19 protein-coding genes are annotated in these 22316 nt (G+C 68.1%); 5 read left to right on the top strand and 14 right to left on the bottom strand.

Features of this window, described 5'->3' with window-relative positions; all coding sequences use genetic code 11:
- Positions 1-40: 40 nt before the first annotated feature.
- Positions 41-697, bottom strand: a complete 657-nt coding sequence (locus K3U94_RS04985) for a response regulator transcription factor (protein WP_047317433.1) — start codon at positions 695-697, stop codon at positions 41-43.
- On the bottom strand, positions 697-1713 hold the full coding sequence (locus K3U94_RS04980; protein WP_220695779.1) for a HAMP domain-containing sensor histidine kinase: 1017 nt from the start codon (positions 1711-1713) through the stop codon (positions 697-699). The genes K3U94_RS04985 and K3U94_RS04980 overlap by 1 nt, the downstream gene beginning before the upstream one ends.
- A 304-nt stretch (positions 1714-2017) precedes the next feature.
- Between K3U94_RS04980 and K3U94_RS24280 the strand changes: the two genes are divergently transcribed.
- On the top strand, positions 2018-3376 hold the full coding sequence (locus K3U94_RS24280; RefSeq protein ID WP_220695778.1) for a PPE family protein, SVP subgroup: 1359 nt from the start codon (positions 2018-2020) through the stop codon (positions 3374-3376).
- 16 nt (positions 3377-3392) lie between these two features.
- Here K3U94_RS24280 and K3U94_RS04970 read toward each other — a convergent pair whose 3' ends face one another.
- Both K3U94_RS04970 and K3U94_RS04965 read right to left on the bottom strand, forming a co-directional pair.
- Positions 3393-5387 (bottom strand): vWA domain-containing protein, encoded by a 1995-nt coding sequence (locus K3U94_RS04970; protein ID WP_220695777.1) that lies wholly within the window; start codon positions 5385-5387, stop codon positions 3393-3395.
- Positions 5380-6777 carry a sigma 54-interacting transcriptional regulator gene (locus K3U94_RS04965; protein ID WP_412178172.1) on the bottom strand — a complete coding sequence of 466 codons (1398 nt, stop codon included), beginning with the start codon at positions 6775-6777 and terminating at the stop codon, positions 5380-5382. The genes K3U94_RS04970 and K3U94_RS04965 overlap by 8 nt, the downstream gene beginning before the upstream one ends.
- A gap of 82 nt (positions 6778-6859) precedes the next feature.
- On the opposite strand from K3U94_RS04965, the gene K3U94_RS04960 reads away from it, so the two are divergent.
- The gene (locus tag K3U94_RS04960; protein WP_220695776.1) at positions 6860-7885 is read left to right on the top strand and encodes an alpha/beta hydrolase; all 1026 of its coding nucleotides are present in this window, start codon (positions 6860-6862) and stop codon (positions 7883-7885) included.
- Here K3U94_RS04960 and K3U94_RS04955 read toward each other — a convergent pair.
- Both K3U94_RS04955 and K3U94_RS04950 read right to left on the bottom strand, forming a co-directional pair.
- Complete coding sequence (locus K3U94_RS04955; RefSeq protein WP_047317438.1) at positions 7882-8469, bottom strand: TetR/AcrR family transcriptional regulator; 588 nt, start codon at positions 8467-8469, stop codon at positions 7882-7884. The two genes, K3U94_RS04960 and K3U94_RS04955, sit on opposite strands and share 4 nt — an antisense overlap.
- A 4-nt stretch (positions 8470-8473) precedes the next feature.
- Positions 8474-10249 carry an N-acyl-D-amino-acid deacylase family protein gene (locus K3U94_RS04950; RefSeq protein ID WP_220695775.1) on the bottom strand — a complete coding sequence of 592 codons (1776 nt, stop codon included), beginning with the start codon at positions 10247-10249 and terminating at the stop codon, positions 8474-8476.
- A 242-nt stretch (positions 10250-10491) separates the two neighbouring features.
- Here K3U94_RS04950 and K3U94_RS04945 point away from each other — a divergent pair, with 242 nt between their 5' ends.
- Positions 10492-10824 carry a hypothetical protein gene (locus tag K3U94_RS04945; protein WP_220695774.1) on the top strand — a complete coding sequence of 111 codons (333 nt, stop codon included), beginning with the start codon at positions 10492-10494 and terminating at the stop codon, positions 10822-10824.
- Between the two features lie 151 nt (positions 10825-10975).
- On the opposite strand, the gene purH is transcribed toward K3U94_RS04945, so the two are convergent.
- From purH to K3U94_RS04920, 5 genes are all read right to left on the bottom strand, one after another.
- Positions 10976-12541, bottom strand: coding sequence for a bifunctional phosphoribosylaminoimidazolecarboxamide formyltransferase/IMP cyclohydrolase (gene purH, locus K3U94_RS04940; RefSeq protein ID WP_220695773.1), 1566 nt, complete (start codon positions 12539-12541; stop codon positions 10976-10978).
- Positions 12538-13164: a phosphoribosylglycinamide formyltransferase gene (purN, locus tag K3U94_RS04935; protein ID WP_220695772.1), complete on the bottom strand. Its 627-nt coding sequence runs from the start codon at positions 13162-13164 to the stop codon at positions 12538-12540. The genes purH and purN overlap by 4 nt, the downstream gene beginning before the upstream one ends.
- A 53-nt stretch (positions 13165-13217) precedes the next feature.
- Positions 13218-13697, bottom strand: coding sequence for a hypothetical protein (locus tag K3U94_RS04930; RefSeq protein ID WP_047317442.1), 480 nt, complete (start codon positions 13695-13697; stop codon positions 13218-13220).
- Between the two features lie 83 nt (positions 13698-13780).
- The gene (locus K3U94_RS04925) at positions 13781-15241 is read right to left on the bottom strand and encodes a cell division protein PerM (protein ID WP_220696679.1); all 1461 of its coding nucleotides are present in this window, start codon (positions 15239-15241) and stop codon (positions 13781-13783) included.
- Positions 15242-15286: 45 nt separating this feature from the next.
- Positions 15287-16162 carry a DUF5336 domain-containing protein gene (locus tag K3U94_RS04920; RefSeq protein WP_220695771.1) on the bottom strand — a complete coding sequence of 292 codons (876 nt, stop codon included), beginning with the start codon at positions 16160-16162 and terminating at the stop codon, positions 15287-15289.
- A gap of 156 nt (positions 16163-16318) precedes the next feature.
- Between K3U94_RS04920 and K3U94_RS04915 the strand changes: the two genes are divergently transcribed.
- A complete protein-coding gene (locus K3U94_RS04915; protein WP_220695770.1) occupies positions 16319-17167 on the top strand; it encodes an LLM class F420-dependent oxidoreductase in 849 nt (282 codons plus the stop codon).
- A 113-nt stretch (positions 17168-17280) separates the two neighbouring features.
- Here K3U94_RS04915 and K3U94_RS04910 read toward each other — a convergent pair whose 3' ends face one another.
- From K3U94_RS04910 to sucC, 3 genes are all read right to left on the bottom strand, one after another.
- Positions 17281-18813, bottom strand: a complete 1533-nt coding sequence (locus K3U94_RS04910; protein WP_220695769.1) for an acetyl-CoA acetyltransferase — start codon at positions 18811-18813, stop codon at positions 17281-17283.
- A gap of 88 nt (positions 18814-18901) precedes the next feature.
- A complete protein-coding gene (gene sucD, locus K3U94_RS04905) occupies positions 18902-19804 on the bottom strand; it encodes a succinate--CoA ligase subunit alpha (RefSeq protein ID WP_047317446.1) in 903 nt (300 codons plus the stop codon).
- A 3-nt stretch (positions 19805-19807) separates the two neighbouring features.
- On the bottom strand, positions 19808-20986 hold the full coding sequence (sucC, locus tag K3U94_RS04900) for an ADP-forming succinate--CoA ligase subunit beta (RefSeq protein ID WP_220695768.1): 1179 nt from the start codon (positions 20984-20986) through the stop codon (positions 19808-19810).
- A 288-nt stretch (positions 20987-21274) separates the two neighbouring features.
- Between sucC and K3U94_RS04895 the strand changes: the two genes are divergently transcribed.
- Positions 21275-22276 carry a M23 family metallopeptidase gene (locus K3U94_RS04895; RefSeq protein WP_047317710.1) on the top strand — a complete coding sequence of 334 codons (1002 nt, stop codon included), beginning with the start codon at positions 21275-21277 and terminating at the stop codon, positions 22274-22276.
- Positions 22277-22316: the final 40 nt, after the last annotated feature.

The following is a 22316-nucleotide window of genomic DNA, read 5'->3' as shown; positions in this document are numbered from 1 at the left end:
GGGGGGTTAAACACCCATGACGATTGAGGGCGGCGCCCCGTTACGGCTCGATTAACCCGGTCCTGATCGCGTACCGGGTGAGTGCGAGGCGGTCGCGCAGGCCCAACTTCTGCAGGGTATTGGTCCGGTGGCGGTCGACTGTCTTGGCGCTGATCCCGAGGGTCTTGGCGATTTCTCGCGCCGAGAAGCCCTCGGCGATCAACTTGAGGACTTCTTCTTCGCGCGGGGTGAGGATGGTTTCCGGCAGCGTAGTGCCGTGCCGCGCCCGATGCAGGTAGTCCCGGATCAGCGCGGTCACCGCCCCGGCGTACAGAAACGGCTCACCGCGAATCGTCGCCCGGCAGGCCTCGAGCAGGTCACGGTCGGCCACCGACTTCAAGACGTAGCCCGACGCGCCGGCCTTGAGGGCTTCGAAGAAGTACTGCTCGTTGTCGTGCATCGACAGCATCAGCACCCGCACATGCGGATGGTTGCGGTTGATCTCGCGGGCGGCCTGCAATCCGGTCATCCGCGGCATCGCGATGTCCAGAATGGCCAGGTCGACGGGGGTTTCCTGCAACGCTGCGAGCGCCTCGGAACCGTCGGCGGCCTCGGCGACGACAGACAGGTCGGGCTCGGCGTCCAGGATCATCCGCAGCCCACTGCGCATCAGGGCGTGATCATCGGCGAGCAGGATGCGCGCCGGCTGCGTCGGCATCATGACGGTCCCGTCCCTGATGCTGCCGGTATCACCAGCCGGATTTCGGTGCCCTGCTCGGCCGAGGAGGTGATGGTCAGGGTGCCGTGCACCAGCAGTGCTCGCTCGCGCATTCCGGTGATTCCGGCTCCTTCGACGTTCAGGCCGCCGGTGCCGTCATCGGAGATCCGCAGTGTCAGCTCTCCTGCCGCATCGACATGCAGGTCCACCCATACCTTCTGCGCTCCGGAATGCCGGGCGATATTGGTCAAGCTCTCCTGGACGATGCGATAGCACACCAACTCCACGTTGGGGTTGAGTCGTTCCGCTTGCGGGGCAATGTCTTTGACGACGTCTATGCCGCTCGCCTGGGTGAACTGGTTGCACAGTGCCTGCAGGGCGCTCTGTAGGCCGAGGTCTTCCAAGGCATCCGGGCGCAGCCGTCGCGCAATGCCGCGCACTTCGTCGAGACTGGCCCGCACGATCTCCTGAGCGTCCGCGAGGTCACCCCGTATTCCTTCCGGCGCGGCGTCGACGGCGCGCTTGAGGGTGAGCAGGGCCACGGTGAGGGTTTGACCGATCTCGTCGTGCAACTCCCTGGCGATCCGCTGCCGCTCGTTCTCCTGCGCGACCAGCACCAAGGCGCTCGAGGAGGCGCGTTCGGTCTCCAGCCGGTCCAGCATCGCGTTGAACGACGCCATGAGGTGGTGCAGGTCACCGGCGCCGGGGTCGTGCACCCGGTCGGTGTGCCGAAGCAGGTCAACCCGTCGCATGGACGCGGCAAGCCGGTCCAGCGGGGCGAGGCTCGACCGCAACAGCAGGGCATTGGCGCCCACCACGACGGCGAGTCCCACCATCAGGACCGGGATCTCGGCCAGTCGGACGGGCCCCGAAACGGTGGCCGGTGACATGGCCAGCACCAGGGTGCCGAAGGTGAAGACCAAACCATTGATCAGGACGACGCGCCGGAACAACCCCCGCGCGGGAGCGCTCGCCCGCCGCCGAAACCGGTCGACGAGCCCTGTCCAACGGCTCATACCACCACCCTGGTCTGCGCGGCACACAATGTCCATACGGGTTGCCGCGGCGTGCGAATGGGTGTCAAACACCATGGCGAGTCACCGGTTCGGGCTCGGAGAATGGTGGTACGCCCAGCGCATCGTGGGCTTTGGCGCCATGGTCGAGATGTTTGCCGCCCCGGAGTGTCGAGCCCCCTGGTGCAGCGCCGGGCGAGTTAGATCGACGGATCACACCACCACCGACCCGTGACCGGAGGGATGCAACTGCAATGGACCGCTCTGCCCGAGCGCGGCGTCCCGCTGCACCCGGGGTGCACAGCCAATGAATTTCGCGGCGTTGCCGCCGGAAGTCAACTCCGGTCTGATGTACCTCGGCGCCGGCGCAGGGCCGATGCTGGCCGCGGCGACTGCCTGGAGCGGACTGGCGGCCGAACTACACACGGCGGCAGCAGGTTACGAATCGGTGGTCGCCGAGTTGACCAGCGTGGCATGGACCGGCCCGTCTTCGGCGGCGATGACGGCCGCGGCTACGCCGTTCGTGGCGTGGTTGAACACCACCGCGACTCAGGCTGAAAAGACTGCCCTGCAAGCCAAAGCGGCGGTGGCCGCCTACGAGGCCGCGTTCGCCTTGACCGTGCCCCCGCCGGTCATCGCGGCCAACCGCGCCCAGTTGTTGACGTTGTTGGCCACCAATGTGCTGGGCCAGAATGCCGCGGCGATCGCGGCCACCGAAGCCCAGTACGGCGAAATGTGGGCACAGGACGCCACCGCGATGTACAGCTACTCGGCCCTGTCGACCACCGCCTCCGAGCTGGAGCCGTTCTCACCGCCGCCGCAGACCGCCAACCCCGCCGGCCCGCTGAGCCAGAGCGGCGCGCAGGGCGACTCCGCCGGCAACCTCGCACAGACGGTGTCGTCACGGCTGGCGTCGGCGCTGTCTGGTCCCGGATCGTCCGACGCCTCGTCGCCGTTGGCGGCCTTGCCGGCGGAGGCCGACATCCCGACCGGGCCGTTTGACTGGCTCGGGGTGATCGCCGACGAGCTCGGTGTCGGCGTTGCCCTGCCGTTGTCGATCATCGGCGTCTTCCTGGCGGGCGCGGCGATGCATTTCGCGGAGCAGGACTCCCAAGAGATCTTCGACACCCAGGATGTGCTCCGCGCCGGCCAGCAACGCATCTTGAACGCTCTGGACCAACTGGGGGTGCACGAGGAACTGCCGTCGATCGAAAACCTCCGAGTTCCCCACGAAGCGGTGGTGGTCGCCATGGGCGAGTCGTTCCCGCTCGGGACGCTCTCGACGCCCATCAGTTGGGCCGAGGCGGCCCCGGAGATCCGCCATGCCAGTTTCTCGACGCCGCTCAGCGCCGGCACCACGCCCGCTGGGCTGGGAACGGCGTTCGGCCAGATGGCCCTGGCCGGCATGGGCGGCAGCGCCTTGGCCGGCGCCATGAACCAGCGCCGCTCGGAGTCCGGGAAGGCGGTTGCGGCCACGGCGTCCGCAGGATCCGGCACGTCTTCTTCGGAGTCGGCAGAGCAGACAGCGGTGGCGGCGGCGCATTCCCCGCTGACCTCGGTGGTGGAGCTGGCGGCCGGAATCCGCGAGCTCGGCGAACTGCACGACGCCGGCTATCTGACCGGCGAGGAGTTCGCCGCGCAGAAGCGCCGGCTGCTGTCCCGGTGACCGCTGGGCGCGCCACCTAACGGCGGCGCGACCGCAGGTAGTCGCCAACCACCGCCGCGCCGAGTCCGTCGAGTTCGGGCACCACCACCCGGCCCTGCACCCGTCGCGCCACCTGGTCGATGAAGCGGGCCAGCCCGGGATCGTCGCCGAGACGGAAGATCGTCACCTGCGCACCGAGCCGGGCTACGTCGTCGAAGCCCCGGACGGTGTGGGCGATGGTTCGTGGATGCGGAGGGTAGTCAAAAAACACCGTAGAACCCGCCCCTGCGCCGTTGAAGTCCTCCAGGTGCGCGGTCGGCTCCCCGTCGGTGACCACCAGCACCACCGGCTGGGCGTTCGGGTGACGACGCAGGTGCCGGCTGGCCAAAGCCAGCGCATGGTGCAGATTGGTGCCCTGCTCGTAGACACCCTCCAGACCGGTCAGCTCCGCGGCGGTCACCGTGCGCGCATAGCGGCCGAAGGCGATGATCTGCAACGCATCCGAACGGAACCGGGTGCTGATCAGGTGGTTCAACGCCAGCGCGGTGCGTTTCATCGGCAGCCAACGGTTGTCCATCACCATCGAGAAAGACGTGTCCACAAGCAGCGCAACGGCGGACTGGGTACGGGTCTCGGTCTCGGAGACCTCGACGTCGTCAACGCTGATCGACAACCGGCCGCGGGTGACGGCGGTGCCCGGTTCGTGCGGTTCGGCGACCTGCCGCAGCACCGTGTTGGTCAGGGTCCGGGTGACGTTCCACGGCTCGGTGTCGCCGAACTGCCAGGGCCGGGTCGCCCCGGTCAACTCGCCGGCCGCCCCCGCCCGGCGGTGGTCGCGTTCGCCGCGGCGCCCCGAAAGTTGCCGCGCCACATCGCGTAGCGCGGTTTCGCCGAGCCGGCGCATCGCCTTGGGCGACAGCCGCCACTGCCCGTCGGAGCTGCGGTCCAGGAACCCTTGGTTGAGCAGCGCACGTTCCAGCTCGGCCAGGGTGCGCGCGTCGACGGCGGCCTGGTCGCCGAGTTGGCGGGCCAGCGCGTCGAGGTCGACGTCGTCCATGCTCGCGCCCGGATACGCCTGCGACAGCTGCTCGGCCAGCTGCTCGAGCTCGGCGATATCGGCCAGGGCCTGGGCGCCCTCCCCCATGCCGAGGGGGTTGTTGCCGGAGAACTCCGACGAGCCGGACCAGTCCTCACCCGGCCGGGCCGCCTGCAGATGCGCATCGAGTCGTCCCAGCGCCTGCTGCAGTGCTGGGGAGCCGAATGCCTGCTCGGCCAACGCATCCAGCTCGGCGCGCTGCTCGGCGCTCAGACTGTTGCGGAAGCGCTGCGCGGCCGCGGCGCGCTGGGCCAGCGAATCCAGCAACTCCTCGACATTCTGCGGGTTCTCCGGGAAGAACTCGCCATGCTTATCCATGAACTGTTGGAAGTCCTGCGCGGTGTCTTCGCCGCGAGAGTGCTTGTCCAACAGGTCGTTGAGGTCGTCGAGCATGTCGCTGACCCGTTGCCGGTCGGCGTCGGTGGCGCCTTCCAATGCCTGCTTCATGCCGGCGAAACGCTGGTCCAGCATTTCTCGACCCAGCAGGTCCTTGATCTTTTCGTAGGACTCCCGGGCCTCGCCACTGCGCCAGTTGTAGTCCGACAGCTCCTGCACCGCTTTGGCCGGCGACGGCGACAGCCCCTCGATCTGCATCTCAGCGAAGCGCGCGTCATCGTCGAGCGCGCGGGCCAGCTCTTTGCGTTCGGCCAGCACCGCCTCGTCGAGCAGCTTTTTGACCTCGGCCAGGGTTCCGTCCAAGTTGTTGCGGCGCAACAATTCCCGACGCCGCCGTTGCGCCTCGGCGGCCAGCTGGTCGGCCCCGGTCAGGTTCTTGGTGCCCCTGCGCAGCAGCTCTTGCAGCGCCCGCCGCGGCGACGTCCCCTCCATGACGTCGCGTCCGATCTCCTCCAGCGCCTCGGCCAGATCGACCGGCGGCGCCAACGGATCCGGCCCACCGGTGTAGGCCGAATACCGGGATGCGTGCCGTCTAGCCATAGACGGTTTCGCCCTCGTCCGACGTCTTGTCGATGCGCTTGGCCAAATACAGTGCTTCCAAGGCCAACTCGAGTGCCGCGGCGCGTTCCCCGTCGGACTCCGCACCCAGCCGCTGGGCGACGGCATCGATCACCGGCAGATCCGGCAGCGCCGCCAGCACCGCTTTGGCGGAAATCCGCTCCCCCGTCGTCACCGTCGCGTTTTCGACCGCCGCCACCAGGGGGCCCACGTCGATCCCACCCAGCGCCCGCGCCGCGGTATCGGCGGTGGCCCGGCGCAGCAGGTGCTCCAGCACCGCCTGTTCACGACCTTCCTCGCCGGACTCGAATTCCAGCTTGCCGCGCAGCACGTCGACGATCGTGCTCAGGTCCACCACCCGGGCCACCGGATCGGTTTCGCCCAGCACCGCGCCGCGGTGGCGGGCCGACGCCGCCACCGTCTCCGCGGCGGCGATCGCGAAGCGCGCCGAGACACCGGAGCGCTGATCCACCGAGCGGGACTCGCGCAGGTAGCGCGCGAAGCGGGCCAGCACGGCCAGCAGATAGTCGGGCACCTGCGCGCTCAGGTGCGCCTCTTGGGCGATCACGCCCACCTCGGCGTCGAGTTCCAGCGGGTAGTGGGTGCGGATCTCGGCACCGAAGCGGTCCTTGAGCGGGGTGATGATGCGGCCGCGGTTGGTGTAGTCCTCCGGGTTGGCGCTGGCGACCACCAGCACGTCCAGCGGCAGCCGCAGCGTGTAGCCGCGCACCTGGATGTCGCGTTCCTCCATCACGTTGAGCATCGCCACCTGGATGCGCTCGGCCAGGTCGGGCAGTTCGTTGACGGCGACGACGCCCCGGTGCGCCCGCGGGATCAGCCCGTAGGCAATGGTCTCGGGGTCGCCCAGACTGCGGCCCTCGGCCACCTTGATCGGGTCGATGTCGCCGACCAGGTCGGCGACGCTGGTGTCGGGGGTGGCCAGCTTCTCGGTGTAGCGCTCGCTGCGGTGCCGCCACGCCACCGGCAGGTCGTCGCCGAGTTCGGCGGCCCGTCGAATCGACTCGGGCGTGATCGGCGAATACGGGTGCTCACCGAGCTCGGCGCCGGCGATCACCGGTGTCCACTCGTCGAGCAATCCGGTCAGCGCTCGCAGCAGCCGGGTCTTGCCCTGGCCGCGTTCGCCGAGCAGCACGATGTCGTGACCGGCGATCAGCGCGCGCTCGAGTTGCGGCAGCACGGTCTCCTCGAACCCGAAGATGCCGGGCCAGATGGCCGCGGCGTCGTCACCGTCGCCGAGCCGGGCCAAGAGGTTCTCGGCAATCTCCTGTTTGACCCCCCTTTCCCGGTGACCGGCAGCACGCAGCTCACCGAGAGTCTTGGGCAGATCGTGCGGGGCATTCGGCGCGGTCACCACTCCACGCTACGACGGGTCTGATGGTCCGTCACGATGTCCTGCGTTTATCGGCCACCCAATACCCGATACCCTGGGTACTGTGAACTTTCCGGAATGGCGTGAACGACCGGCTCAGACGTATTTCGGCCCGGCGTCCTGGCAGGCCCAGCTGCTGGCTGCGGCCGCAGCGATCTTTTTGCGCACCTCGATCGCCGTGCTGACGCTGGTCGGCATGGTCGTCAACTGGTTCTGGCCCGCGGCTCTGCAGCGAGCACGCCTCGACCTCATCGACCAACCGATGCGCTACATCCGGGCGCTGCCTGGCACCGAGGTGATACGGGAGCGGCTGACCGACTGCCCGGCGGAGTGGGTGGTGGCCCCGGGCGCCCGCGACTCAAACCGGGTGATCGTCTACTTCCACGGCTCGGCACTGGTGACGCTGGGCCTCAATTCGCACCGCCGCTTTGCCAGCAAGCTCTCCGCGGTCACCGGCGCGAAGGTGTTCAACGTCGGCTACCGCTTGGCGCCGCTGGCCGGGATCGACGAGGCCGTCGCCGACGGCCTGTGCGCCTACCGCCGCGTTCTGGACGCCGGGTTCACCGCGGATCACGTTGTGGTGGCGGGGGATTCGGCCGGCGGACTGATGGCGGTGAACACCGCGCTGGCCGCTCGCGATGCCGGGTTGCCGGCACCCGCAGGCCAAGTGCTCATGTCACCGCTGACCTCGTCAGACATGGCGATCAAGCGCGAGGCCGCACGCACCCACCGAGACCCGTTCTTCCCGTTCATGGCCTTCATGTTCATCTACCGGGTATTCGCCACCGTGAACGGCACCCGCGAGCTTCCGGTGATGCCGCCCGAAGCGGAGCTGCGCGGGCTGGGACCGTTCCTGCTGCAGGTCGGCAACAACGAGATGCTGCGCAACGACACCTTCGTGCTGGCTGACAAGTTGACCGCCGCCGGCGTGCCGAACTGGGTTCAGGTGTGGGACCGCGCGTTGCACATGTTCCAGCTCACCTTCGACTTCAACCCCGACGCTCGCCGGGCGGTCGCCGAGATCGCCGACTTCGTCGAGTACGCCGTGGCCAACGCTGCGCCGAGCGCCGAGTCGACTCTCGGCGCCTAGCTCTGCCCCTGCAACAGGGCCAAAAGCAGCGGAATCCGGTTGGCCTCGATCTCGGGCTGCGGCAGCACGGCCCGCACGATCGCCGCGCCGTCGAAGGTGTTGGTAAGCAGCGCAACGATGTTGGGGAACAGCTCCTCGGGAAATGCGTCGGCACCGGGAAATCCACGGGCGGTGTCGTAGATCTTGGCACCGTATTCGTCCAACACCTCCGACAGCGTGGACCGCAGCTTCTCGTCGGTGCGGGCGGCGATCAGCAGCTCGTAGACCACCGCGTTGTTGGAGTTTGCCGTCAGATCACGCAGCAGGGTCAGTATCGCCTCCAGCGCCGGTCCGTCGGGCGGGATCTCCGCTACCTGCTTACCGATCAGCTCCAGCTGACGTCGCAGCACCTCCTGGGCGGTGGCCGCCATGAAGTCGCCCATGGTGCCGAAGTGACGGAACAACGCCCCGTCGGAGACCCCGGCGCGCGCGGCGATCACCTTGGCCGACGCCCGGGCATAGCCGATCTCGGCGATGGTGGCGATGCTGGCGTCGAGCAGCCTGGCGACGGTGGTCTCGCGGCGCTCCTGTTGGGTTCTGGCCATGGTTCTAGACCGATTGCAGCTCACGGGATCCGGCGCGCAGGAAACGGCCGGAGCGCACCGTGGTGCCGTAGCCGTCGCAGAACTGCCCGTTGCGGAACACGACGGTGCCGCCCACGCCGGTGGCGACCACCGCGTCGTCGTTGCGGTTGACCATCCGGCTCAGGTCGCCATAGAACGGCACCTTCTCCTCGTGGTAGGCGTCCACGGCGTCGGTCAGGCCCGCCGGGTCGATCACCACGAAGTCCGCGCGGTCGCCTTCGCGCAATGTGCCGGCGTCGAACCCGAACCAGTCGGCGACTTCGGAGGTCAACCGGTAGACCGCCCGCTGGACGCTCATGAACGGACGCCCGGCCGCCTCGGCGTCGCGGACTCGCTTGAGCAGGCGCAGCGAGAAGTTGTAGAAGGCCATGTTGCGCAGGTGTGCTCCGGCATCGGAGAACCCCATGTGGATCACCGGCTCGTTGGCCAGCTTGTCCAGCTGCTTGGGCCGGTGGTTGGCGACGATCGTGGTCCAGCGGACGTTACGTTCGCCGTTGTCCACCAATACATCGAGGAACGCGTCCAGCGGGTGCAGCCCGCGCTCCTCGGCGATCTGCCCGAAGCTCTTGCCGATCAGGCTGGCGTCCGGGCATTCGACGATCACCGCGTCGTGGAAGTCGCGGTGCCACAAGCTCGGGCCCAGCTTCTTGCGGTCGAAGGCCTTGCGGAACCGGCGGCGGTACTCGGTGTCGGCCAGCAGCGCATTGCGCTCCAGTTGGTCGCGCAGGTGCAGCGCGGCGGTTCCCCCGCCGAACTCCTCGAAGACCGGCAGATCGATTCCGTCGGAATACAACTCGAACGGCACCGGCAGGTGCTGGAACCGCACGCTGGATCCCAGTACGGCGTTGAGCAGCCGAGCACCCGGACCGAAGACCCGCACCGCGCCCGGTGCCGACTTGGCGTCGGCGGAGACCAGCAGGCTCATCCGAACGCCGCGCCGCCGGCCGAAGATCCCGCTGCTGGTCAGGAAGAAGTTCAAGGCCGTCAACGGGTTTCGGACGTCGGGTGCGCTCTGCAGCATCCGGCCGCGCTTGCGCAGCACCTTGATCAACCGCCGCCGCTCACGCCAGGTGGCGAACGTCGACGGCAGCGCCCGGGACCGGAACCGGTCGCCGTCGAGCTTGTCGATGGGGGCGTCCATCCCGGACATGCCCAGCAGTCCGGCCTCGAGCCCCTGGTCGAGCAGTGTGGCCATCTTCTCCAGCTCGGCATCGGTCGGGACGACACCGTCGGTGGTGGCGCGGTCCAAGCCGAGCACCGCGGTCCGCAGGTCCGAATGACCAAGCATGGAACTGACATTGGGCCCGAGCGGCAACTCGTCGAGGGCGCGCACGTACTCGGCGGGCGTCGACCAGGTCTTTTTGGACTGCAGCGCATCCAGGACGAACTTGCGCGGCACCGCCTCCACCCGGCTGAAGAGGTCGGCGGCATCCTCGGACTCGGCGTAGACCGTCGACAGCGAGCAGTTGCCCAGCAGCACCGTGGTGACGCCGTGGCGCACCGACTCCCGCAGCCCCGGGTCCAGCAGCACCTCGGCGTCGTAGTGGGTGTGCACGTCGATGAAACCCGGGACCACCCACTTGCCGGCCGCGTCGATCACGTCCGGGCAGCCGGTTTCATCCAGCTCCCCCGACACGATGTCGGCGACGACGCCGTCGCGGATGCCCAGGGTGCGGACCTGCGGGGCGTTGCCCAGGCCGTCGAACCACAGTCCGTTGCGGATGATCAGGTCATAGCCCACGACGTCTCCCCACTTCGAAGTTGAGATAAATAGTGAGTGCCTGCAATCTTTTTGTCAAGGCTTACATTCAGTCCAAACCATCCGCCGTGTCAGCGCAGCCATGGACCGCGCCATCTACCGAATCGAAGACTGCAGCGCAGTCAGTCCAACAACCGTATCGGGCAACTGGAAGCCGCACAGCCAACGGCGAGCCAAATCCTCGCGGTCTGCCCTAATGTTGCGCGCGAAGGAAGGAGTTGGCAATGGAGCCGTGGGCTTGGTGGGTATCGCTGATCTTCTATTCGCTGATCTGCGGTCTAGGTGGAGGGATTATCACTAGTTCCAAAAATCGGGGATGGGGACAAGGCGTCTGCTTAGGCTTTTTTCTCGGCCTTATCGGCCTGATCGTCACAGTCGGAGTCGCGCCCCTGAAGCCGCCTCCAGCAAAACCACAAAAGTCAGTTCTCTCCCCGGAATGGCAAGCGGAATCGCAGCCCATGGGTTTGCCTGCGACGCTCAGCGCTGTCACGGTAGGCATTTTGGGCGGTATCGCCGTCGTCGCGGGCGTTATCGCGTTCGCCAACTGGCTGGCGTGACGGCACCACCACCGGGACCGCCCATGCCTCCGACACCGGTTCAAGATCTGCCACTACCGGGCCGCCGCAGATTGAGCTCTTACCACCGCCGCGACCGTTCCACGTTGATGTCGTTAACTACACCGAGCGGCTCGCCCCTGCAGTAGCTCACCTAGTGCGCGAAGTGCCGTGCCCCGGTCAGGTAGAGCGTGATCCCGGCCTCGGCGGCCGCCGCGGTGACCTCGTCGTCTCGCACCGAGCCGCCGGGGTGCACGATCGCCTTCACCCCGGCCGCGGTCAGGGTCTGCAGACCGTCGGGGAACGGGAAGAACGCGTCGGAGGCCGCCACCGCACCGGCCACCCGCTCGCCACCGCGCTCCACAGCCAACCGGGCCGCGTCCACCCGGTTGACCTGCCCCATGCCCACACCGATGGTGGCACCGTCGGCCGCGACCACGATCGCGTTGGATTTGACCGCGCGGCAGGCCCGCCAGGCGAAGACCAGGTCGGCCAGCGTGGCCGGGTCGGCCGGCGACCCGGTGGCCAGCGTCCAGTTCACCGGGTTGTCTCCCGGTGCGTCGAGGCCGTCGCGGCTCTGCATCAGCAGACCACCGCTGATCTGGCGCCATTCGGTGCCGCCGCGCAGCGGCTCGGAGGCCAGCAGCACCCGGATGTTCTTCTTGCGCGACAAGATCTCCACGGCACCCGGCTCGTAAGCCGGCGCGACGATCACCTCGGTGAAGATGGTGCTGACGTACTCCGCCATCTCCACGCTGACTTCGGTGTTGGCCGCGATCACCCCGCCGAATGCACTCAAGGGGTCGCACTCGTGCGCCTTGCGGTGGGCATCGGCCACCGAGGTCGACGAGATCGCGATGCCGCACGGGTTGGCGTGCTTGATGATGGCCACGCAGGTGTCTTCGTGATCGAATGCCGCCCGCCAAGCGGCATCCGCGTCGGTGAAGTTGTTGTAGGACATCTCTTTTCCGTGCAGCTGGTCGGCCTGAGCCAAGCCCGGCCAGGCACCGCCGTCACAGTAGAGAGCGGCCTGCTGGTGCGGATTCTCGCCGTAGCGCAGCTGCGTGGCCCGGCGGTAAGTGCGCCCGTACCACTCCGGCAGCGCCTGCCGGGGCTCCTCGGGCGCCAGCGTCGACGACATCCAACTGGCGACCGCGACGTCGTATTCGGCGGTGTGCCGAAATGCCAGTGACGCCAAACGTTTCCGCTCCGCCAGAGTGAATCCGCCGGCGTTGACCGCGGTCAGCACACCGTCGTAGCCGAGCGGATCGACCACCACGGCGACGCTGGGGTGGTTCTTGGCGGCCGCCCGGATCATCGACGGTCCGCCGATGTCGATCTGCTCGACGCATTCGTCCACGCCGGCACCGGAATCCACGGTCTCGCTGAATGGGTACAAGTTGACCACCACCAGCTCGAACGCCGCGATCTCCAGCTCGTCCAGGGCCGCGGCGTGCTCGGGTTTACGCAGGTCGGCCAGCAGACCGGCGTGTACCCGGGGGTGCAGCGTCTTCACTCGGCCGTCGAGCACCTCCGGGAAGCCGGTCACCTGCTCCACCGGCGTCACCGGAATGCCCTTGGCCGCAATCGACTTGGCGGTAGATCCGGTGGAGACGATATCCACGCCGGCGGCGTGCAGGCCGGCGGCCAGGTCGACCAGTCCGGTCTTGTCGTAGACGCTGATCAACGCGCGACGAATCGGTCGCTTGCCGTCGGTCATCCCAGGGTTGCCTTTCGTCCGTTCCAGGTCACGCCGCCGGTCGCCAATGCGGCCAGCACGTCAACCAGGAGCTTGCGCTCCACTGTCTTGATGCGTTCATGCAAAGAGTCTTCGTCGTCGCCGTCGAGCACGGCGACCGGTTCCTGGGCCAGCACCGGACCGGTGTCGGTTCCGGCGTCCACCAGGTGCACGGTGCAGCCGGTGACCTTGACTCCGTAGGCCAACGCCTCGGGCACCGCGTGCGCTCCCGGGAACGCGGGCAGCAGCGCCGGGTGGGTGTTGATGGTGCGTCCCAGAAAACGGTTGAGGAAGTGCGATCCCAGGATTTTCATGAACCCCGCCGAGACCACCAGATCGGGACTGTGGGCCGCGGTGGCCTCGGTCAACGCGAGGTCCCATGCCGCCCGGTTCGGATAGTCAGCCATCCGGACGGTGAATACCGGCAACCCGGCCGCCGCGGCGACCTCCACCGCCCGGCAGTCCCGGTCGGTGCCGACGGCGACCACTCGGGCCGGGTAGTCCCCCACCGCTGCGGCCAGCAGCGACTCGAGCAGCGACCCGGTGCCCGAAGCCAGCACCACCAGCCGGGCGGGGACGCTGGGAGCCACGTGGATCGGTTGCACGGTGACTGAGCCTAATGGTGATCGGGCCTCCGGCGACGATGCGGCCCCGACGATCAGGCGGACCGCTGCGCCCGGTCCCGGGCGACCCGAAGTGCGGCCGCCACGCCGTCCGTCCAAATCTCGACCATGTCCCAGGTCACCTCGGGGTGACCGATCGGCTGGGCCATCTTGCCGAGTTTGGCGACCCGCCCGTACGCCAGGTCCTGAAAGTCCGGGTCGTCCAACTCCGGGAACTCGTCGTACTCGCTGCAGAACCCCGCGCTCTCCAGCTCGTCGTACAGGGACTCCGCCAGGTCGTCGGTCAAGCCGATGGTGCCCGACTGCGGCGACGGCTCGATCATCTGCATGCCGGCCTCGACGCCGTCCACCCAGATCAGGACCGCCACGTCGAGCACCCGCTCATGGCCCGGCGGCAGGATCAGCCCGGTCAGCTTTTCGGCCCGGACGCCGGCCAGCATGTGCAGGTTCCGCCGCCTCGGCACGCCAGGCGGGAGGTTCTGGCCGGCGGACTCGGTACTCACGACGTCGGTCATGTCGTCCCCTTGGAGTTCGGACGGGCGGCACTTCCCATCCGATCAGCCGCAGGCGACATATATAAGGGACTGAAGTCCTCGATTTAGCGGTCGTACCCGTCGTCGTCGGTGAACATCAGGTCTTCGGGGTCTTCCAGCGGGCCCGGCGGCTGCGTCGGCGCGTGCGACCGAAACGTTCGCGGCGGCTCGGGTTCTGGCGTCCAATTCAACTCGCCGCCGTCGGTGACCTCGTCTGATTGGAAGCCCGGTTCGAAGTCGGCGTCGAACAGCTCGTCCGGTTCGAAGAGCTCCGCGGCTGACGCGAGATCCTCGGGGTCGACGTCCACGATCGGCGCCGGGATCGGTTCGGCGACCCCTTCGGGCTCCGCGGGCCGCGCGGGGCCGGGCGGCAGCACCCGCTGCGTCCCGGCCATCGCATCAGCCCGGACCCCGCCGATCATCACCACCGTCAGCGCTCCGATCGCGGCGAACCAACCGAACACCGCGGGGCCGAAGGTCAGCTGATCCACCCCGACGTCACCGAAGTTGCCCAGCCGTCCCCCACCGGCGGCCCCGAGCACGGCCATCGACACCGCCGCGATGAAGGCCGCCGCCGCCACTTTGGCCAGCGCCGGAAGCAGCGGTAGCGGCCGGCGGGCGCATTGTTGCCCGACGGCCACTCCGGAAGCCGCCCCGATGATCAGCAGCGCCACCCAGGCCGGGCCCAACGGCGGCGTGGGTGCCGCAGCCAGAATCGGCAGCGCCGGGATGTCGCCGCCGAGCACGGTGAACGCGCTGAACAGCGCGGGGCCGATGTGTGCGCTCGAGCCGACCGCCATCGCCGTCGCGCCGACCAGGACATTCGGCACATACAGCACCGCCAACAGCGTCAGGCTTAGCTGGCCGAACAGCGAATCGGTGATCGCGTAGAGCTCGTGCATGGTGCCCCAGTGCCAGACCAGCGAGACCACCGTCACCGCCCCGGACAGGCCGAACAGCGCCAGCATGCCGGTGATCGCGGCCCGCACCGAGTCCGCCAGCCAGCCCGGCAGCCGCGTCTCGGCCAGCGCACGCCGGCCAACCCTGGTCCCCACTCCCAGTGCCGCGCCGATCGCGTGCACAGCGAACACGTGCGCGAAGGCACCCAGGGCATGCGGGGTCTGCAGCTCGGTGATGACCGATGCCGCGTCGTGGATGACCGCCAGCGAGACCGCCGCGATCAACAGCGGGCCGCCCAGAGCCGAGGCCACGATCCAGCGGATGACGAACCACGAGGCACCACGGGCGGTGGCCTGCGCGGTGGTTCGTGCCGTGCCGGCCACCATCAGCAGCACCGGCAGCAGCGGTAACACCCCCAGGTCACGGCCGCCGATTGCAATCGGCACCTGGTGCACGCCCAGCCACATGCTGGCGATGGCACCCGACGCCCCGGTCATGTCGCTGTTGGCGATCAGCAACTGCAGCAGCGTCACCGCTGCGATGACCGTCAACGCCACGACGGACGGGCCGAACGCGACCCGTACCAGGTCGCGGGTCGGGTTCGAGCCTGGTTTGCCGCCGGTCACCGATGTCACGCTGCGAGCACGTTCAACTCGGCGCGCGGGCGCGGGTTAGGGCTGCGCCGGCCCCGACGAGGCGGAGCCGCCCTGCGACTGCTGGCCGCCCGTCGAGCTCTGGTCCGAACCGGATGCGCTGTGGCCACCGGTCGATGAACTCCCCGAACCACCGGACGACGGCGGGTTGTAGGAGGGGAATCCGGTCGGCGGAGTCGGCGGCCCCTGCGGTGCCGACTGCTGGGCGCCTGAGGAGTAGGCACCCGACGACGGTGCCTGCTGGGCGCCGAAGCCGCCGCTGGACGGCGCGGACGGGTAGCTGCCGTACGACGACGGGTAACCAGGCTGCTGCGGAGCCTGCTGACCCTGGTGTCCGTAGCCCTGCTGGCCGTAGTAGTTACCGCCCGGCGGCAGCCCGTACTGGGCGTAGGGGTCGTACTTCGGACGCGGCGTCGGCGCAGTCACCACGCCGGCCTCCAGCAGCAACGATCCGACCGCGGCGACGGCCTGCAGGACGCTGAAGGTCAGGATCAGCCACAGCCCCCAACCGATGGTGTAGTCGCCGCTGGCATCGGCGACGGTCGAAATGGCCAGCAGGGCACCCAACGCCGAGACCACGGCGACCACCGCCGTGTAGACCTTCGCCTTGGGCAGCAGGCTGACCGCGGCCAGCAGTGCGGCCAGCACCGCCAGCGGAACGGTGTGGCCGGCGTCGCCGAGGACCAGCGGGTAGTCGACGTCGGTGATCGTCACGATCGGCCCGAAGTTGGCCAGGTAGACACCCAGCCCCAGCGCAACCACCGCGATCCGGAGATACTGCGGCAGTTTGCTCTCGGCATCGCCGCCCGCTTTGGCGAACGACGGGGTCGGTGGTCCGTATGAGCCTGACGGTTGAGAAGGCTGGAAGCCGGGAGTCCCGGGCGAGTAGGTCATGACCTCTCCTGTGCTTGTGGGCAGGGCGCTTCTGGGCGGTGCGGCGCTCTTCGACCATCCACGCTAGCGCACATGCGGGGCTACTCGGTGGGACAACACCGCGCGATCCGGACCCCCCCGTTGCCCGTCGAACAGGAACACGTTCTAATCACGGATATGGATTACGGGCTCGTGCTGTTCACCAGTGACCGCGGAATCAACCCGGCTGCCGCCGCCAAACTCGCCGATGATCACGGCTTCACCACGTTCTATGTGCCGGAGCACACGCACATTCCGGTGAAGCGGCAAGCCGCCCACCCGACCACCGGGGACGAGTCTCTGCCCGATGACCGTTATATGCGCACCCTGGACCCGTGGGTCAGTCTGGGGGCCGCCTGCGCGGTGACCTCGCGAGTGCGCCTGTCGACTGCGGTGGCGCTGCCGGTCGAGCATGATCCGATCACGCTGGCGAAATCAATCGCCACACTGGACCATCTGTCCGGCGGCCGGGTGAGCCTGGGTGTCGGATTCGGTTGGAACACTGATGAACTGGCCGATCACGGCGTGCCGGCCGGACGGCGGCGCACCATGCTGCGGGAGTACCTGGAGGCGATGCGGGCGCTGTGGACGCAGGAGGAAGCGTCCTACGAGGGCGAGTTCGTGAACTTCGGCCCGAGCTGGGCTTGGCCCAAGCCGGTGCAGTCGCACGTTCCGGTGCTGGTCGGTGCGGCCGGCACCGAGAAGAACTTCAAGTGGATCGCCCGCAGCGCCGACGGCTGGATCACCACACCGCGTGACTTCGACATCGACGCGCCGGTCAAGCTGCTGCAGGACACCTGGGCGGCCGCGGGCCGCGACGGAGCACCCCAGATCGTGGCGTTGGACTTCAAGCCGGTTCCCGAGAAGCTGGCGCACTGGGCCGAGTTGGGTGTGACCGAAACCCTGTTCGGGTTGCCGGACCGCTCCGAGTCCGAGGTGGCGGCGTATGTGGAACGGCTGGCCGGCAAGCTGGGGCTCAGCACCTAGCGTTCAGCACCTAGCGCGGGAGCCCCACTCCGCGCGAAGGTGCGTGTTTGTCCGGCGACACGCCAGTTGTGCTGGCATTCTGTGCACCCTCGCGGCGGGACGGTGGTGGGGAATCAGCGCAACGAGCAGCGGTTGCCGTAGTCGAACGCGTGCACCGTCACCGCGGCGCCCAGCGGGTCGCCGTCGGACAACAAGGCCACCAGGTCGTCGTCTTCGGTGGTCGCCAGGAACCGGGTGCCGTCGGCATCCAATCGGCCGATGACGATTCCGGTCCGGGTCTCCCAGTCGTAACGGACGCTGTAGGTCTCGATGGTGGCCGGGCCCTCGGCGCTCTCGGTGACTGCCACGGCCGGTGCGGTATCGGCCCGGGCCTGCAGTTCGGCGCTGCGATCCGGCTTCCACGGCACCGCAGTGGTCGAGTACACTCCGGCCGCGTACTTGCTCATCATGCCGCCGTTGGCCCCGACGAACGTGAATTGCCCTGGGACACTTCGGGCTGAGGCGACAGCCTCGGCGATCGCATGCATCGAATAGTTGTTGCCGGCGCCGCCGAAGAAGGGCAGCCCGCCGGTCAGGGTCAGGCCGCGCGGGTCGTCGGCGGACAAGCCGAAGGCATCGCAGATGGCGAACACCGGCACCGGGAAGCAGCTGTAGAGGTCCATGGCCGCGACGTCGCCGAAGCCGATCCCGGCCATCTCGAGCGCCTCGGTGGTAGCCGTGATGGCGGCCGGGTAGGCACTCAGGTCAGGCCGCTCCAGCAGTCGCTGGGCACGCATGTCGGCGTGACCGTGCAGGTACACCCAGCGGTCCTCGGGCACACCCAGGCGGCGGGCGGCCTCCACCGACATCACCAGCACCGCGGCACCCTGATTGACCTGGTCGCGCGCCACCAGCAGCCGCGGGTAGGGGTCACAGATCATTCGGTTGTCGGTGCTGATGGTGGTCAGCTCATCGACCGAACGCTCCACCGGGGAAGCCGAGAACGGGTTCTTCGCGGCGATCTTGGTCATCGGGGCGAACAGCTCCCCCATGGCCTGCAGGTAGTCGGCCGTGCTCAGGCCCAGCCGGGCACGGCGGGCGTTTTCCAGCAGGCCGTACTGCACCGGCGCACCGGTCAAGCCGTGGATCACGGTGTAGCGCTCGACGAACTCGTCCAGACCGAAGCCGCGGTCTTCGAGCTGCCCGTCGATGGTCTCGGTGAAGTCCGGCTTATTGTCGGCCTTGGCGAAGTGGCGCAGCGTCGAAGTCGCGTCGGATCCGCACAGCAGCACCACGTCGGCGGTGCCCGCCACGATCTCGCCGGCGAACTCGGTGAGCAGCTTCTGCGGCCCCTGACCGCCTACTTTGTCCAACACCGCCCGCGCCGGCTCCGCGCCGAGCAGCCGCGCAACAGACCGGGGAAAGTTGTTCGACTTGCCCAGCGGCGCAGGGGCTTTCGGAATAGAGATCTCGAACTGGCGGGTGGCCACCACCGCATCGATGGCCGACGCGACCTGGTCTGTGTTCGCCCCGCAGTCAGCCAAGGCCGCTTGGGCGGCGGCCGCGGCCAGCTCCACCGGCGACATCGCGCGGTAGTCGGCGTCGTCGATACGCTCGGCGGCCTGCCCGACGCCGACGACGACGGGAGTGCGCGGATCGATGCTCATGTGCTCACCCTTCTACGACGAGCAGACGCGAAAGCCCCCAAAAAGCCATGAACTTGGGCGCTTTCACGTCTGCTCGCGCGAGAAACAGCTACAGGCTCTCGAGGATCTGTCGAGCCAGGGCCGCGGTGGCCGACGGGGTCTTGCCCACCTTCACCCCGGCGGCCTCCAGCGCCTCCTGCTTGGCGGCCGCGGTACCCGACGAGCCGGACACGATGGCGCCGGCGTGGCCCATGGTCTTGCCCTCCGGCGCGGTGAACCCGGCCACGTAGCCGACCACCGGCTTGGTGACGTTGGCCTTGATGTAGGCCGCGGCCCGCTCCTCGGCGTCGCCGCCGATCTCGCCGATCATCACGATGACCTTGGTGTCCGGGTCCTTCTCGAACGCCTCGATGGCGTCGATGTGGGTGGTGCCGATCACCGGGTCGCCGCCGATGCCGATCGCGGTGGAGAAACCGAAGTCCCGCAGCTCGTACATCATCTGGTAGGTCAGGGTTCCGGACTTCGACACCAGACCGATCGGGCCGGAGCCGGAGATGTTGGCCGGCGTGATGCCGACCAGGCACTCGCCCGGGGTGATGATGCCGGGACAGTTCGGCCCGATGATCCGGGTCTTCTCACCCTTGTCCACGTTGTAGGCCCACGCGTAGGCGCTGTCCTGCACCGGGATGCCCTCGGTGATCACGACCAGCAGCGGGATCTCGGCGTCGATGGCCTCGATCATCGCGTCCTTGGCGAACTTCGGCGGCACGAAGGCGATCGACACGTCGGCGCCGGTCTCCTTCATGGCCTCGGCGACGCTGCCGAACACCGGCAACTCGACGTCGTTGCCGTCCTTGTCCTTGTGCGAGACGGTGGTGCCGGCCTTGCGGGCGTTGACCCCGCCGACGATCTGGCTGCCGGCGGCCAGCATCCGCGCGGTGTGCTTGGTCGCCTCGGCACCGGTGATGCCCTGGACGATGACCTTGCTGTCCTTGTTGACGAAGATCGACATGACTTAAGCGTCCTTTCCGGCTGCGAAAGCCAGCTCGGCGGCCTTGTCGGCGGCCTCGTCCATGGTGGCGACGACGGTCACCAGCGGGTGGTTGGCCTCGGCCAGGATCGCCCGGCCCTCCTCGACGTTGTTGCCGTCCAGGCGCACCACCAGCGGCTTGGTCGCGGCGTCACCGAGGATCTTCAGCGCCGCCACGATGCCGTTGGCCACCGCGTCGCAGGCGGTGATCCCGCCGAACACGTTGACGAACACGCTCTTGACCTGCTTGTCACCCAGGATGACGTCCAGGCCGGCGGCCATCACCTCGGCGGAGGCGCCGCCCCCGATGTCGAGGAAGTTGGCCGGCTTCACGCCGCCGTGCTTCTCACCGGCGTACGCGGTGACGTCCAGCGTCGACATGACCAGGCCGGCGCCGTTACCGATGATGCCGACCTCGCCGTCGAGCTTGACGTAGTTCAGGTCGTGCTCTTTGGCCTTGATCTCCAGCGGGTCGGTGGCGTCCAGGTCGGCGAACTCGGCGTGGCCGGGCTGACGGAACTCGGCGTTGCCGTCCAGGGTGACCTTGCCGTCCAGCGCCAGGATCTGGTCGTCGGGGGTGCGAACCAGCGGGTTGACCTCGACCAGGGTGGCGTCTTCGGCGACGAAGACCTCCCACAGCTTCTGGATGGTCACGGCGGCGGCGTCGAGCACCTCGGCGGGCAGGTGGCCCTGCTCAGCGATCGAGCGGGCGAACGCCAGATCGACACCCTTGACCGCGTCGACCGGCACCTTGGCCAGCCGCTCGGGCTTGGTGGCGGCGACCTCTTCGATCTCCATGCCGCCCTCGACCGAGCACATGGCCAGGAAGGTGCGGTTGGAGCGGTCGAGCAGGAAGGAGATGTAGTACTCCTCGGCGATGTCGCTTGCCTCGGCTACCAGCAGCTTCTTGACAACGTGGCCCTTGATGTCCAGACCGAGGATGTTCTGCGCGTGGGTGAACGCGTCGTCCGGGGTGGCGGCGTACTTTACGCCACCGGCCTTGCCGCGGCCGCCAACCTTGACCTGGGCCTTCACCATGACCGGCCGGCCGATCTCGGTGGCGATGGCCTTGGCGTCCTCAGCGGAGGTGGTTACCCGGCCCGGCGTGGTGGGCACGTTGTGCTTGGCGAACAGCTCCTTCGCCTGATACTCGAAAAGATCCATGGGCTCACTGTCTTATTGCGGGTCGCCGGCAAGCCGGCGCTGTCGGATTGTGAGAGATTTAGCTCCCGAGGCACTGTATCGAGAGTGCGGCGGGGTTCCCTCCTCGCGTACCACTGCTGTGGCACATCTCACCGCCAGAAAAACGTGATTCGCTTCACATTAACGACGGGATTTGGCCGATAGCTTGCCAGGCCCCAGGGGGAGTGGTTACCGTCACCAGGTCCAGGTCTTTATAACGTTCTGATCACGACCAGAGGAACTTCTAGGCTGATGCAGCACGGTGCACCGATGCGTCCGGTTTCCGGCGGGGCTCTCCCTCGACGTCGAAACGGCGCCACGGCTGCTGCGATCCGGTCTCCGGAACCCAGCCCCGCCGAGGTCACCGACATCATTCCGTTCAACGCGTTCGGCTGGCCCGACGACGCATTCAGCGACGACACGTTCGACGAAGCGTCCGACGTGCTGCTGGCCCCTGAGCTCGACGACATGACCGACACCGACAACATGCCGGTCCTGCGGCTGGCATTCCCCCGCGGCGGCTACCCGGAGCGCTCCTACCACCCGCACGAGGCGGCTCAGCTGCCCCCGCGCGGCGGCAGACACCGTAGTCAGCCCGCCAGTGCCGTCAAGAGTCGCGTGATGATCGCGGCGATGGCCGCCGGCGCGGCCGCTGCCGCCGCACACGCCGCCACCCACCCGTCCGGCGACACCGTCGCCCGGCCGGCCGTGCTGGCGGCCAGCAAGACCACGCTGAACGACGGCACCACCACGACTTCCAGCCACGGCTTGCAGATGATCACGGTCAAAGCTGCGGCCAACGTCGTCGTGCACAACGAGGAGTTGGCCAAGGGCGTGGCGTTCGCGCAGGAGCGCGCCGAGCGTGAAGCCCGGCTGCAGCGCCCGTTGTTCGTCGCACCCACGCAGGGCGCGTTCACGTCGAACTTCGGCTACCGCTGGGGTGTGCTGCACGCCGGCATCGACATCGCCAACGCCATCGGCACCCCGATCCTGGCGGCTTCCGACGGCGTGGTGATCGAGTCGGGTCCCAGCGCCGGTTACGGCATGCTGGTCAAGCTGCGCCACTCCGACGGCACCGTGACCCTCTACGGCCACATCAACCGGTCGCTGGTCAGCGTCGGTGAGCGCGTGATGGCGGGCGACCAGATCGCCGAGATGGGCAATCGCGGCTACTCGACCGGTCCGCACCTGCACTTCGAGGTGCTGCAGAACGGCACCAACCGGATCGACCCGGCTTCCTGGCTCGCCAAGCGCGGGATCAATTTCGCCTGATACGACGGCGTCGACCTGCCACGCACGGCTTCGCCGCGCT

The sequence above is a fragment of the Mycolicibacter heraklionensis genome (assembly GCF_019645815.1).
GTDB classification, from domain to species: domain Bacteria; phylum Actinomycetota; class Actinomycetes; order Mycobacteriales; family Mycobacteriaceae; genus Mycobacterium; species Mycobacterium heraklionense.
Note: the sequence above shows the minus strand (reverse complement) of the source record. Positions and strands in the feature narration are given on the sequence as shown.

Bases quoted from the DNA above. Each gene is read 5' to 3' on its own strand.
- K3U94_RS04985 (WP_047317433.1), bottom strand. From the start codon at position 697: ATGCCGACGCAGCCGGCGCGCATCCTGCTCGCCGATGATCACGCCCTG.
- K3U94_RS04980 (WP_220695779.1), bottom strand. From the start codon at position 1,713: ATGAGCCGTTGGACAGGGCTCGTCGACCGGTTTCGGCGGCGGGCGAGC.
- K3U94_RS24280 (WP_220695778.1), top strand. From the start codon at position 2,018: ATGAATTTCGCGGCGTTGCCGCCGGAAGTCAACTCCGGTCTGATGTAC.
- K3U94_RS04970 (WP_220695777.1), bottom strand. From the start codon at position 5,387: ATGGCTAGACGGCACGCATCCCGGTATTCGGCCTACACCGGTGGGCCG.
- K3U94_RS04955 (WP_047317438.1), bottom strand. From the start codon at position 8,469: ATGGCCAGAACCCAACAGGAGCGCCGCGAGACCACCGTCGCCAGGCTG.
- K3U94_RS04945 (WP_220695774.1), top strand. From the start codon at position 10,492: ATGGAGCCGTGGGCTTGGTGGGTATCGCTGATCTTCTATTCGCTGATC.
- purH (WP_220695773.1), bottom strand. From the start codon at position 12,541: ATGACCGACGGCAAGCGACCGATTCGTCGCGCGTTGATCAGCGTCTAC.
- K3U94_RS04930 (WP_047317442.1), bottom strand. From the start codon at position 13,697: ATGACCGACGTCGTGAGTACCGAGTCCGCCGGCCAGAACCTCCCGCCT.
- K3U94_RS04920 (WP_220695771.1), bottom strand. From the start codon at position 16,162: ATGACCTACTCGCCCGGGACTCCCGGCTTCCAGCCTTCTCAACCGTCA.
- K3U94_RS04915 (WP_220695770.1), top strand. From the start codon at position 16,319: ATGGATTACGGGCTCGTGCTGTTCACCAGTGACCGCGGAATCAACCCG.
- K3U94_RS04910 (WP_220695769.1), bottom strand. From the start codon at position 18,813: ATGAGCATCGATCCGCGCACTCCCGTCGTCGTCGGCGTCGGGCAGGCC.
- sucD (WP_047317446.1), bottom strand. From the start codon at position 19,804: ATGTCGATCTTCGTCAACAAGGACAGCAAGGTCATCGTCCAGGGCATC.
- sucC (WP_220695768.1), bottom strand. From the start codon at position 20,986: ATGGATCTTTTCGAGTATCAGGCGAAGGAGCTGTTCGCCAAGCACAAC.
- K3U94_RS04895 (WP_047317710.1), top strand. From the start codon at position 21,275: ATGCGTCCGGTTTCCGGCGGGGCTCTCCCTCGACGTCGAAACGGCGCC.